This is a genomic window from Enterococcus avium, assembly GCF_002891025.1.
GTDB lineage: Bacteria > Bacillota > Bacilli > Lactobacillales > Enterococcaceae > Enterococcus_A > Enterococcus_A avium.
Genome location: NZ_NBSL01000002.1, coordinates 1,601,242 through 1,614,584, shown reverse-complemented (window position 1 = coordinate 1,614,584; position 13,343 = coordinate 1,601,242). Strand labels below are relative to the sequence as shown.

The window sequence follows — 13,343 nt, the reverse complement described above, 5'->3', positions numbered from 1 at the left end:
TGCGAAATATGCTCCCTTTGTTTAGTTGTTTAATCTTTTTTGTGGTCTCGATATTCTCGCAATCTTCTCTACTTGTTTGTGTATTTTAGAGTAAACGAATATAGATGGCACACAAATTTCCATGCTATAATGTAGGCGAGAAAAGCCTTTCAATGTGGAAACGTGTCCTATCTGAAAGGCTGTGAGAACGATGCAAAAATACTTACCAACAAACGATCTACTGTTCAAGAAATGTTTTACCTCTGAAGATTCCCTGCATATACTAAAGGCATTTGTCAAAGATTTACTCGGTATTGAATTCAAGCAACTGAAGCCAAAAGAAACGTATCACATTGATAACTATAAAAAGTCCTTTGATGAGCTGGATATCACCCGCACCGAAGTGGATATCTTAGCAATCGGTGAGGATGGCAGTCACACCACGATTGAGTGTCAGATTCAGCCGCATATGTACTTTCGCGAACGAATCATTTTTTATCTGGCGGAAGCATTTTGCAGTCCCTTCGGAAACTTAGAAACCGCTAATTTTATTAAAGGAAACAATTTTTTCGCATTACGTCCCGCATATGGAATCAATATTATCGATTTTCACTTGTTTGACAAAAAAAAGCCCGCTCTGCAACGCTTCCGTTTACTAAATGAAGAAAGTTCGGTTCCCTTTCTCGGAACCACTGGCAAAGAGCTGCTGATCGCCTGTTTCCTTAGCTTAAAAAACGAAACAATCGAACAACAAAGCGCTGCTTATCATTGGCAATACTTTTTCAAAAGTGGTACAGTCCACGCTGACGCCCCAGATTACATCAAAGAAGCGAAACAAAAAATAGACTATTACAAACTTGGAAGGGAGGAAAAAGAGATGATTATGAAAATCGATAAATCCAAAGCAATAAACGATGCAGTCATCTCCTCTGTTCGACTAGAGAGTGAGAGGATGGGGCGTGAACGTGAGAAATATTTGATTGCGCGTAACCTCATCGAAATGAAAATGCCGCTTGAACAGGTTGTGGAAGCTACTGGCTTGGAGCTTGATACGGTTAAGCAGCTGCAAACTCAACATGGTGATTGATACTTTGTCTACTATTCCTGAAAGGAAAAGATGTCTATGGGAATTGATAAAAAAACTAAAGTCATTAACGACGCTGTCGCCGCCATCTCTCAACTGTATGGAGGAACAGCCGGACTTGGAAAAGCAAAAGAAGAGGCACTTAGAGAAAAATACGAACAAGCATATGAACAAGCATACAAGGAGGCATATGCAGAAGGGGTAGAAATCGGAAGTAGGAAAGTGAAAATTAAGGCTGCGACATACCTATTAACGAAAGATTATTCCATCGAAGATATTTCTGAGATGACCAAACTAGATGTTGATACTGTTAAAGAGTTAGCAGTTAAGAAGTAATTTAAAAAGTGATCATAAAAAATACGAAAATGGAGCTTTTGGAACTATTTCTAATTATCAGAGGTGGTTTTTCAGGAAGTGCGTTTGCAGTATTAGAGAGTGGTTGGTTTCCGGGCTAATGCAGATTAGATTGTGAAATCAACGGAAACAAAAGGTGATGGCCGTCATTTAGGGGGCTTATTAGTTACTTCTCATTGGATCATCAGAAGGCATGAAAATTACTAGAATAATTTTCATTATATTTCGATTTGTTTTCGAAGAAGTCATTTCTGGAATACCGAATATTTGTAAAAGTGGGAGCTGACCAAAAGTCTTTTAGACTTTCGATCAGCTCCTTTTTACGATTAAACGGCGGTCAACTAGAGGATCTTATGGGAGTTTAAATTCGTGCGTAAAGTTCTTTAAGATGACTTAACGCATTAGGTAAATGCTCTTCAGTCGTAGCTTCTAGGCTGGCAAACATCAAGGGCTTGTCATATTTTAAAAATTTCAGAATGGGGGAGTAGTCCATCCAGCCGGTACCAACGGGAACGATTTTTATCTGACCATGCGCCACCACAAAATCCTTTAAGTGCATGGAACAAATATCGTCTCGCAAATCAGTCAAGGCCTGATGAATGACTTTTTCTTGCTGCTGATGATTTTCGACAGACATCAGATTTGCACAGTCCATAATGATGCGCAGATTTGGCGACTGAATCTCTTGAACCAATTGTTTGGCTAAAGCAGCGGTATATAGAGGATGATTGATGCCTGCCTCAATTCCGACGATTACTCCAAGTTGTTCAGCATAGGCTACCATTTCAGCAACAGATTGTCTGGCAGTTCGATAAGCCTCATGGATATAGTTCTTCGTTGTATAGCCATTTCCTACACTACCTGTTTCGGTTCCAACTACTGCCGCTTGGAAGCTTGGGGCAACAGCAATGTGTTGCTTAAAATGATCGATTGCTTGTCTTCGCACTGTTGAATCTGGACTGGCTAGGTTAACATAGCAGCCTAAGACCGAAACTTTGATACCTAGACGAGCGAAATAATCACCGAAGAAGTGTCCTGTACCGCTAGAGATACTGTCTAGACTGGGCAATGCAGCGGGAAAGGATTTTTTTACCGCTAATTGGATATGAGAAAAGCCGTTAGTCACAAGTTTTTCGCCGAGCTCTTCACGAGAAGCCGCCGAGATATCATGGGCACGAATCCCTAAATTTAAAGGTAGCATGTTTTCCTCCTTATTTTCTTATACATACGATCCAATAGTCTAAAAAACTCGGCCAGACCGTTGGACGAACAAACTAGAAATTGAAATAACTTTCGGCATTTGTATAGCTGATTGCTTCGACTAAATCACCTAACAAGGCTTCATCTTCTGGAGCCTCGCCGCGCGCGACGATCTCTCCGATGAATTCACAGAGCACGCGGCGGAAGTATTCGTGTCGGGTATACGATAAGAAACTGCGAGAATCCGTCAGCATACCAACGAAATGATGCAGGACGCTTCCGTTGGCGAATTGAGACAATTGCTGGCGCATGCCATCGCGGGTGTCGTTATACCACCAGCCGGACCCCAGCTGTATTTTTCCTTTGATATCCTTTTGGAAACAGCCGATTAATGCTGTTAAGGCAGGATAGTCGTTTGGATTTAAAGAATAAAGAATGGTTTTTGGCAATTGATTCGTCGCTTCTGCTCGATTTAATAGCTTTTGCAGCGGAATCGTAATCGATAGATCGTTGATGCCATCATAGCCTGTATCTGGTCCCAGCTGATCAAACATCACTTGATTGCAATTACGATATGCGTGGATATGGAGCTGCATTGTCCAATCATATTGATGGTAAAAATGAATCAAACGAATCAGGGTTTCTGTGCGATAGGCATCAATTTCTTCTAGGGATAAGGACATTCCCTGACAAGCTTTTTGAAAAATAGAGTCTAGGGTCGCGGCATCTGCTTCTTTGTAACGAAGAACATCTAACGCATGATCAGACAAACGTCCCCCCAGCGAATGAAAGTAATCGATTCGACTACCAAGAGCAGCGATCAGCTCTTCATAGGTAGAAATATCTGAACCAGTGCTTTCGGCCAAAGCCTTTATCCATGCTGAAAAACCCTTTTGATCAATGTTTAAGGCTTTATCGGGACGAAAAGACGGCAGAACTTTAAAGTCTGGTTCCTCTTCTGCCAGCAATTGGTGATAGCTTAAGTCATCTGCCGGATCATCGGTTGTACAGATGACTTTTACCTTGGCGTTTTTAATAATTTCCCGACGCTTAAAGCTTGTGCCGGTGATTTTTTTGTTTGCTTGTTCCCAGATTGTCTTTGCATTTTCTTCGTTTACTAGCAAATCAATTCCAAAGAACCGCTTCAATTCAAGATGTGTCCAAGTATATAAGGGATTGCCGATCGTTTTTGGCACAGTCTGACACCAGGCTAGAAATTTTTCGTAATCGGAAGCATCTCCGGTGATATGTGATTCTGGAATACCACAGGCACGCATCAGGCGCCATTTGTAGTGATCGCCTTTTAGCCAAGCCTCTGTGATCGAAGTAAATGGCTTATTTTCATAAATTTCCTGCGGATCTAAATGACAGTGATAGTCAATAATCGGCATTTGAGCGGCATGATCGTGATATAGCTTTTTCGCCCAATCTGTCGAGAGTAAAAAATCATCATTTAAAAACATGTATTTTCCTTCTTTCTAAAAGAATTCCTCGTATTCAAGACTTAGAGCGTGACACCAGTTTTAAAAATGGCGACTTCTCGAACGTCGTTTTCTTCATTTCTCGTTGGCTCGCCGCTGGCTACAGCAATCACTTTTTGGATGAACTGTTCTAAGACAGTCTCCATCGACTGCTCTAATAAAGTGCCAGCGTTAAAATCCATCCAGTGTCCCTTGCGTTCAAAAATCGTGCTGTTGGTCGCCACCTTGACTGTCGGAACATAGGCGCCAAATGGCGTTCCGCGGCCAGTAGTAAATAAAACCAAGTGACAATCTGACGAAGCGAGGGCAGAGGCGGCAACCAAATCATTTCCGGGCGCCTGCAGAAGACTCAATCCTTGCTTTTTGAGCTTTTCACCGTAGCTTAAAACATCTACAACAGGTGCGGTTCCGGCTTTTTGCGTGCAGCCCAAGGATTTATCCTCTAAGGTAGTAATCCCGCCGTCTTTATTTCCAGGAGAAGGATTCTCGTAAACAGGCTCGCCGAAGTCTAAGAAATACTGCTTAAAATCATTGATCAGCTGAACAATCCTCTCGAAAACCGCTTCGTTTTCAGCACGAGCCATCAGCATGTGCTCTGCCCCAAACATTTCTGGCACTTCGGTCAGAATGGTGCTCCCGCCTTGTGCGATCAGGAAATCCGAGAAGGCGCCTAACAGCGGATTCGCGGTAATGCCTGAAAAACCATCCGAACCGCCGCATTTCAAGCCTACATTCAATGCAGCCAGAGGCACCTCTGTCCGGTGATCCTTTTTTGCCGCAGCATAGAGCTCTTCTAATAAAGAGACTCCAGACTCGACCTCATCATAAACATCCTGGGCAATCAAAAACTTCACACGTTCAGGATCGTAGTTGCCGAGCTTTTCTTTGAAAGCATCGACGGTATTGTTTTCACAGCCAAGCCCAAAGACAAGCACACCGCCAGCATTTGGGTGTTTTACTGCATCAATCAGGACCTCACGAGTATTGGCGTGATCGGTCCCCAATTGCGAACAGCCATAGGGATGCTTCAAAATCGTAATATTATCAAACGGACCCAAATCGGGATGCTTTGCGGTAAATCGCTTCAGCATCAGCTCAGCCATACCGTTTACACAGCCAACAGTAGGTACAATAAACAGGTCGTTGCGAATACCGACCTTGCCGTTACTGCGGCGGTAGCCTTTAAATGTCAGCGCCTTTTTCGGGTAATGAACCTGATGAATATCCGGTGTGTAGGTATAGTCCAGTTCGCCGGATAAATTCGTTTTTACATTGTGAGTATGCAGCCATTCGCCTGCTGCAACAGGTGAGAGCATGTGGCCGATTGGGTAGCCATATTTTATGACATCCTGATTTTCTTCCATTGGCTGTAGAGCGATCTTGTGGCCTTGAGGAATGTCTTGTTCTGCAGTTAGCTTGATTTCGTCGATCTCAATGATTTCACCTGCGGTTATTGGGCGAAGCGCGACTGCGACGGTGTCTCGCGGATTCAGCTTCAATACCGCTGCTTTTGTTTCAATCATGGGTGCAATTCTCCTTTATTTAGATTTTGGATCAATGCTCTTGAGCCGTGCTCTTCGATAAATGCACAATTCTTTTCTACTTGCGAGACTATTCCCGGAACTTCTGTAAGATCTTGTCCCCATAGTGTGCTTTGACTCAAAATTGAAGAGACAGCTGTTTCCGGTTGTTTCCAAGCTGATTGCATGATTGAGAGAACTTCTGGATCGTCCTGCGGTGTGATCTGATCTCCCCGATAGCTCAGAATCAAAGCAGCCAGAGCAGCGGTCATATACGGCGGTAGCGTTTGCATTTTTTCAACATACTGAAGGAACACCGGCAGTAAACGTGCTTTGAATTTGGAGACACTGTTTAAGGAAATTGCCGACAGCTGATGATTGGCAAAAGGATTCAAGAAGCGTTCCTTGATTTGCTCGGAGTAGTCTACCAGTTCTTCTTTTGGAAGCGAGAGGACTGTAATCAATTCATCCGTAAAGAGATTATCGACAAAGAGTTGAAAATCCTGATCCGTCATGACAGATTCCACAGTGTCCAATTCGGCGAGCATCGCCAAAGGAACCATCGCTGTATGAGGACCATTCAATAAGTGGACCTTCCGTTCACGATAAGGAGTCATATCACTTGTGACCACAACATTCAGCCCGGACTTTTCTAAAGGCAAGGTGTCTCTCAATTTTTCTGGCCCTTCAATGACCCAAAGCAGGAAGGGCTCCGCTTTGACCATCAGCTTATCAATATAGCCATGTTTCTCATTCAGCTCCTGAGCGGTTTCTCGCGGGTATCCTGGTACGATTCTGTCAACTAAACTGCAGCAAAAGACATTTTCGGTTTTCAGCCAATCAATAAAGGCGTCTCCTAATTGCCAATCCTTCGCATAGGTCAAAACGATCTCCTTCAAACGCTCCCCATTTCGATCGATCAGTTCACAGGGGATAATGGTGAAGCCAGCTTTATCCAATTGAAAGCGTCTATACAATAGGGCGGTTAATTTAGCTGGAAAGCTTTGCTGCGGCGCGTTTTCCAAGGTATCCTTTGGGTTATACTGGATACCTGCTTCGGTGGTATTGGAAATAATAAATTCAGCGTCGTCATTTTCTGCTAGAGCAAGGTAAGCATCCAAATTTTCATAAGGATTGATGACCGATTCGACGGAGGTAATAATCTCTGCCTCATTAATTACTTCTCCATTCATCAGACCTTCAAGAATAACGGTATAGAGATAATCCTGTTCCTTCAACATCTCGCCCAAGCCCTGAGAAAGCGGCTGGACAATCGTAGCTTTGCCGTTGAACAGACCTTTTTGATTCATTTGCTGAAGCTGCCAGTCAATAAAGGCTCTCATGAAATTGCCTTCACCAAATTGAATGACCTTTGTCGGGAGTGCGGGGGCTTTTTCTACGATTGCTGCTGATAATTGCTTCATTTTTAACATCCTTTCTTTTTATGCACACGTGAACATTTTTATTATTAAGAGTAGGACATCCTTTTAGATGAATGTCCTTACACTAAAAACCAAACAAACGGTTGGAGCTTATTCAATTTACTCTAAAGAATCACTTTCTGGAGCCAAAGCAGCGACTGATTTTCTGATTTCCAAGTGGGTAGGGACTTTGACTTGCTGCTTCGTTATCGGAAGCTTGGCAATCATACTCAAAAGCAATTCAGTGCCTTGTTGACTGATTTTATAGATCGGCTTGTGAACCGTAGTCAACGGCGGATTCAAATAAGCAACAAATGGGCTGTCGTCAAAGCCGATAAAGGAAATATCCTTTGGAATCTGCAGTCCATTTTCTTCTGCTGCTCGAATGGCGCCAATGGCCATGTCATCATTTGCACAGAACACCAATGTCGGTAAGTCTTTCAACGAGAGCATTTTCTTCATCTCCTGAAAGCCGCCCTCAATACTGTAATCCCCTTCGAAAAAATAGGATTCGTTGATAGGTAAATGATGCTTAGTCAAACTTCTCAGCAAGCCGGCTTTTCGTTCACTGGCTGAGCGAAAGCCTTCGATTCCGCCAATGTAGGCAATTTTTCTGTGTCCTTGATCGATAGCGTAATCGATCGCTGTCTCAACACCAGCCGCATCATCCGCACTGATATTGACGATACTTTTGTCTTCCAGTTGTCGATTAAGTACGATGAAAGGGAGCTGCTGCTGCTTGAGATAATCTATGAAATCTTGGTCGCTGTCACTTTGACTCATAACGATAATTCCGTCATACCGTTGAAAATTAATGTGCTCTATATGTTGAATTTCATCGATGCCCTGTACGGAAAGACCATAGCTTTCGTCTAGCTTAGAATGGATGCCTTTGATGACATCAACAAGAAAACTGGAGCTGGTGCCTTCTGCGATACTAGAGAAAAACAAACCAATCATATAATTTTTTTGATTAACTAAACTTTTTGCGTTAAAGTTCGGAACGTAATTCATTTGACTAGCGAGTTCTTGGATTTTTTTTCTGGTCGCTTCTTTAATGAGCGGACTGTCGTTCAAGGCTCTGGAAACTGTTGTATGGGATACTCCGGCCATTTTGGCAATGTCTTTGATTGTAACCATCGTTCACCTCGAAATAATTTTGTTAACGTTAACATTATAGAATTCAGCTGATCATTTGTCAATCAGTAAAATAATTAAAAAGCTTATATAGCAATGATGCACACGTTAAACATTTTGTTGGAATTTAGAATGATCTGTGATATGTTAGGAAGGAAAAAGATTTTGAAAATATTAGTGAAAGCGATTTCTAAAGAAGCTATAATTAAGAGGAGGAATTGATTTTGACAACTGTATCGATTCTTGAGTTTGGTGCCGACTGCAGTCAGCGATCGAATACCCAACAAATTCAGACAGCCATTGACACCGCTAGTCGACTTGGCGGAGGAACAGTGGTTGTGCCAGCTGGTCGTTATCAGACCGGTCCGCTGTTTTTGAAAAGTACTATCGAGCTGCATCTGTGTTCAGGAGCGGTTTTGAGCTTTTCAAATGATCCCGCCGATTATCCCGTTGTTACGTCACGCTGGGAAGGCGTCCAGCAGTCTGTCTATGCCTCTTGTATCTACGCAGAGGATGCAGAAAATATTTCAGTGACTGGCATGGGTACGCTAGATGGACAGGGAGAAAAATGGTGGCGGCTGTTCAAAGAAAAATCCCCTGAGCTTGCTTATCCAAGACCTAAATTAATTAGTTTTCATCACTGCTTCAAAGTAAAAATCCAAAACATCAGTCTGAAAGCAGCTCCCAGCTGGACCATTCATCCGATTAAATGTGAAAATGTCATGATTTCCGGCGTGACGATTAAAAATCCGCCTGATTCGCCCAACACAGATGGGGTTGATCCGGAATCCTGCACAGGCGTGCGCATCAGTGATTGCCACATCGATGTGGGAGATGATTGTATTGCGATTAAGGCGGGAATGGAAGAGACGAATGATCCGGGTCCTTGTGAAAACATTACTATTACTAACTGTACTATGGTTCATGGGCACGGCGGTGTGGTGCTTGGCAGTGAAATGAGCGGCGATATTCGAAATGTTGTTATTTCAAATTGTGTTTTCCAGAAAACTGATCGCGGCATCCGGTTGAAAAGCCGCAGAGGCAGAGGCGGAACGATCGAAGATATTCGCATTAGTAATCTGGTGATGGATCACGTCAGCTGTCCTTTTATTCTGAACCTCTATTACTTTTGCGGACCCAAGGGCAACGAGCAGCGTGTCTGGGATAAGCAGCCTTATCCGCTAGATGAGAGCACGCCTTATTTCAGAAGGATTCATTTTCAGAATATTACGGCGCGCAATGTCCATGCCTCAGCTGGCTTTTTGTTCGGGTTAGCCGAGCAATTTTTAGAGGACATTACGTTTCATTCGATTGATATTTCAATGGCTGAAACTGCGGTTCCTGCGATTCCCGCAATGATGGCAGGGATGGAGCCAGTAGCCAAACAAGGTTTTTATGTTGCGTTTAGCCGAAGAATATATTTTGAACATGTAACAATTACCGGCCATGAGGGGCCTGCCTTTATTTTGGAGGGAACCGAGGCTGTAGAAATAAGCGCTTGTCGAGGCGATCATGAGCCGATAACGGAAGAGCAAATCAGGAAGACAACGGATTTTTTTAGTATCGGCAAGATTGATTAGGTAAGAAGGATTGAATGTGAAAAAAGCGAGGGAGAGCACATGGCAAAGAAAAGAGAACCCCAATCATTGAATCGAATCATTAATACCTTTTATATCTTTTTTCTAGCTTTAATCATTGTGTTCTCGATCCTTTTTTCTAGTCTGACGACTTCAAGAGAAGTGGCTAACACTACGTATGCCAACGTTGAAAACAGCCTGAAGGATAAGCACGGCTCCTTAGATCGTACCTTCAACCAGCTATTTGAGCAGCTCGTTTATTTAAATAATAATCCTAATTTACTAGAAGTCATCAATGATAAAAGCGGCTCCTTGAAGCTTGCGGTGAACATGAATGCCAGCGTCAAGGATCTTTACTACCGATTTCAGGATGTTCTTAGTTCCATCTACATCAACATTAATGATGGGGAATTTTTCTTTAACGGCGGAACCATCAACCAGCAGCTGGATGGGATTGATTATCACAATTTTTTTGAACTGAGTGATGAGGAGACACAGTATTTTTGGCTAGATGCGCCGCAAAATCCTTTTTCAACCAAAGAAGAACCCGTGATTTCTCTAGGGAAAACGATCGGCGACGGCGAGGCAGAAGCGAACGGTGTCATTGTCTTTAACTTGAAAAGTGAGATGATCAGTGAGCTTTTGGATGAGGGTTATGTCACGGAAAATGGTCGTTTGTTTCTAATCAGCAGCAACAATGTCCCGTATCCTAGTACGACTAAGATGCCACAGGAGGTCTTTAAAACGGCGTCAGATCAGGAAAAAATGACCGTTGATGGTACCGTGTATCATACCTTATCTAAGGAGTTCAGCTTGAATGGCTGGAAATTGAGAGCCATTTTTCCTGACAAAGATCTACGTAGCGGGCAGGGAGCATATCTGAATCTAGCCGGAACGCTGATTCTATTTCTATTTGTTGTTGGAACAGTCATGATGTTTGGAGTGGGACGCTTCATCTCAAAGCCGATCCAACAGCTGGCGAAGAAAATCGAAGGAACAAGCATCACGGATAAGAATGGTGATCTGGCGCTGTCCGATCCGCGTTTTCAGGAGCTGTCGGTTCTGTATCAAAGCTTTAATGCGATGATCAAGCGAAATGAAAAGCTGCTGGACGAAAATGAATATAACTTGGAGGAGCGTAATCGTTTAGAAATCGAGCTGCTCCAATCTCAGATCAACCCGCATTTTCTATACAATACGTTGTATTCGATCCAATCGTTGAGTGATATGAATATGAATGAGGACGCGGCCATGATGGCTCGCGCGTTAGCTGACTTTTATCGTCAGGGGATCAGCGACGAGAATGTCTTGATCACTTTGAAGGATGAGCTGGAGCATGTGCAGAATTATTTGACGATCATGGACTATCGTTATGGGGACCGTTTTGATTACAGGCTTCAGATTGCCGCTGACGATTGTCTGGAAGCGAAAATTCCTAAGATTTCCCTGCAGCCAATCGTTGAAAATTCAATTTATCATGGGTTAAAGCAGCTTTCGACTTTTGGACATCTGGAGTTGTCTGTCCAGCTGGTAAAAGAAGAGGTGCTGATTACTATTAAGGACAATGGTGCAGGAATCTCTCAGGATCATATTCAGCAGATCAATCAAGAGCTTAATCAGCCAGCCGGAGTGGAACGAAAGCTAGTGGGAATTGGTCTGCGAAGTGTGAACCTAAGAATTAAACGCTATTTTGGATCAGCTTACGGAGTATGGGTTGAAGCTAGTGAGACGGGAACCATCGTTAAAATCGTGATACCAAAGGAGGGCAGCTCATGAGAACCTTGTTGATTGTTGAAGACGAACAAATTATCAGAAAAGCCTTGCTAAATTTAGCTTGGGAAAGCATCGGAGTCGATCGGGTCATTGATGCGAGCAATGGAGAGACTAACTATATAGAGTCAAGTAAAAATTAGCCAAATCAAAAAATATTTTATAACAGATAATTCCGAAAAAAGGGTACAACAAATAAGCTTCTTACCATTAGTTTTTTTGAATGTTCAATAGCTAATCAGAAACAATTATATAAGGCTCGTTTTTAGTCAAAATAGCATGAATCACGTAACAAAGCTTACGAGAAACCGCACCTAAGGCAGTTAGATGATGTTTTCCTTCGGAAACTTTTTTCTGGTAAAACGCACTAAAAACAGGATCACATTGAGAAGCTACTAAAGCCGCCGAAAACAAGGCTTTTCGCAAATATGGAGACCCTCGTTTACTCATAACATTATGCGTTGCCTCATATTGCCCTGATTGTGTCACGGAAGCGTCTATCCCAGCGTAAGCAACGAGTTTTTTCGGGTTAGAAAATTTTTGAATATCTCCGATCTCACCAAGAATAGTCGCACCGTTTATAGGACCAATTCCAGGAATTGTGAGAATAACAGAATTTAAAGTGTCCATTATGTGCTTGATTTCTCTTTCCGTTTCCTTTATTTGGCTTTCAATGAATTTTAATTGTTCAATCATTGAACGTAGTTGGAAGGTGAACGCTTCTTGAGCAAATTTTACTCCAAAGGAGTTAGAAGCTGCTTGCTTCAATTGGTCCGCTTTTTCTGCCTTGATTCGGTTCCTGCTTAACTCAGCTAAGTATTGGGCCAAAGTTTCTGAGGAAATGTTTTCTAAGTCGATCGGGGCACTAAACGCCAGCAATAACTCTTTAGAAGCTTTTCCGAAAACGCCCTGCTTGGTAAAAATCGTCGCGTATTCTGGAAAGACTTGATCCAATACGGCTATAATTTTTCTTTTGAAGTCGCTCGCTGTACCTACTAAATAAGTTCGGTAACGAGAAAGTTGTTTCAAAGAAAAAACATTTTCATCGGATAAGACCGTTTCGACAAATGAGCCATAGCGCATTAAGTCAGCAATCAAAACAGAATCAATAATATCGTTTTTTCGTTTCCGTATTTCTGTACCTTTACGCCATCCGTCTGTTTGAAGGGGATTCACAACGTGAATCAAATAATCTGATTCGTGAAGGTATGAAAAGATGGACAGCCAATAGTGCCCCGTGGCTTCCATCCCTATAACAAAGTCACTGGGTGCTCCGGAATAGTCGACCATTCGCTCAATTAATGACTCTGCTCCTTCAGTGGTGTTAGGAAATGAAAAACCTTTTAGTAATACCTTTCCTTCCTCGTTCATGATAGAAGCAACGTGAGTGCGTTTACCGATATCAATGCCTAAAAAGTACATGTATATCTGACCTTTCAAAAAAAGAATTTTGGATTGAAATCCACTCAACTGAAAAGCGTCACTACCTTGTACGAGATACGGAGTAAAGTAAGGACTTTCAACATCTAACTCATACGCAATCCACTTATCAGAGAGAGGAGCCAGTCTCTCGAGTGCGGGTTCAATGACCCAAGGGGGGAACGGCTTAGCCTCTCAATCCAATAAATATATTATCTCAAAAGAAATGAGTTAATACCAAATTAAAATAACGATGGTTCATAGGGTTATCCAATCAAAACCGGAAGGTTAAAACCCTAACTCTAATATACAAGGATTACCAGACTAGAAATCACTAAAAAGCTTCCCAGTAAAATCGAAAAAGGACGAATTTTTCGTCGCATAAAAAACACCTCCACTCT

Annotated in this window: 11 protein-coding genes; 5 read left to right on the top strand and 6 right to left on the bottom strand. The window is 42.5% G+C overall.

Annotated elements, in window-relative coordinates; genetic code table 11:
* Window positions 1-190: 190 nt before the first annotated feature.
* Together AUF14_RS08240 and AUF14_RS08235 are read left to right on the top strand one after the other, a co-directional pair.
* Window positions 191-1,066: an Rpn family recombination-promoting nuclease/putative transposase gene (locus tag AUF14_RS08240; RefSeq protein ID WP_049219339.1), complete on the top strand. Its 876-nt coding sequence runs from the start codon at window positions 191-193 to the stop codon at window positions 1,064-1,066.
* A 36-nt stretch (window positions 1,067-1,102) separates the two neighbouring features.
* The gene (locus AUF14_RS08235) at window positions 1,103-1,399 is read left to right on the top strand and encodes an RpnC/YadD family protein (protein ID WP_049219341.1); all 297 of its coding nucleotides are present in this window, start codon (window positions 1,103-1,105) and stop codon (window positions 1,397-1,399) included.
* A 379-nt stretch (window positions 1,400-1,778) separates the two neighbouring features.
* Here AUF14_RS08235 and AUF14_RS08230 read toward each other — a convergent pair whose 3' ends face one another.
* From AUF14_RS08230 to AUF14_RS08210, 5 genes are all read right to left on the bottom strand, one after another.
* Window positions 1,779-2,618 (bottom strand): sugar phosphate isomerase/epimerase family protein, encoded by an 840-nt coding sequence (locus AUF14_RS08230; protein WP_049219344.1) that lies wholly within the window; start codon window positions 2,616-2,618, stop codon window positions 1,779-1,781.
* A 73-nt stretch (window positions 2,619-2,691) separates the two neighbouring features.
* Window positions 2,692-4,080 (bottom strand): glucuronate isomerase, encoded by a 1,389-nt coding sequence (uxaC, locus tag AUF14_RS08225; RefSeq protein WP_049219345.1) that lies wholly within the window; start codon window positions 4,078-4,080, stop codon window positions 2,692-2,694.
* Between the two features lie 41 nt (window positions 4,081-4,121).
* Window positions 4,122-5,621, bottom strand: coding sequence for a UxaA family hydrolase (locus tag AUF14_RS08220; protein ID WP_049219348.1), 1,500 nt, complete (start codon window positions 5,619-5,621; stop codon window positions 4,122-4,124).
* Entirely contained in the window at window positions 5,618-7,042 is a 1,425-nt protein-coding gene (locus AUF14_RS08215; RefSeq protein ID WP_102865994.1) for a tagaturonate reductase, read from the bottom strand. The genes AUF14_RS08220 and AUF14_RS08215 overlap by 4 nt, the downstream gene beginning before the upstream one ends.
* Before the next feature lie 117 nt (window positions 7,043-7,159).
* A complete protein-coding gene (locus AUF14_RS08210) occupies window positions 7,160-8,179 on the bottom strand; it encodes a LacI family DNA-binding transcriptional regulator (protein ID WP_102865993.1) in 1,020 nt (339 codons plus the stop codon).
* A gap of 221 nt (window positions 8,180-8,400) precedes the next feature.
* On the opposite strand from AUF14_RS08210, the gene AUF14_RS08205 reads away from it, so the two are divergent.
* The 3 genes from AUF14_RS08205 to AUF14_RS22500 are packed head-to-tail and all read left to right on the top strand — an operon-like array spanning window position 8,401 to window position 11,666.
* Window positions 8,401-9,756, top strand: coding sequence for a glycoside hydrolase family 28 protein (locus AUF14_RS08205; protein WP_049219355.1), 1,356 nt, complete (start codon window positions 8,401-8,403; stop codon window positions 9,754-9,756).
* A 39-nt stretch (window positions 9,757-9,795) separates the two neighbouring features.
* Entirely contained in the window at window positions 9,796-11,529 is a 1,734-nt protein-coding gene (locus AUF14_RS08200; protein WP_102865992.1) for a cache domain-containing sensor histidine kinase, read from the top strand.
* Entirely contained in the window at window positions 11,526-11,666 is a 141-nt protein-coding gene (locus tag AUF14_RS22500; RefSeq protein WP_193756243.1) for a response regulator, read from the top strand. The genes AUF14_RS08200 and AUF14_RS22500 overlap by 4 nt, the downstream gene beginning before the upstream one ends.
* A 91-nt stretch (window positions 11,667-11,757) precedes the next feature.
* Here AUF14_RS22500 and AUF14_RS08195 read toward each other — a convergent pair whose 3' ends face one another.
* Window positions 11,758-12,945: an IS110 family RNA-guided transposase gene (locus AUF14_RS08195; RefSeq protein WP_002297293.1), complete on the bottom strand. Its 1,188-nt coding sequence runs from the start codon at window positions 12,943-12,945 to the stop codon at window positions 11,758-11,760.
* Window positions 12,946-13,343: the final 398 nt, after the last annotated feature.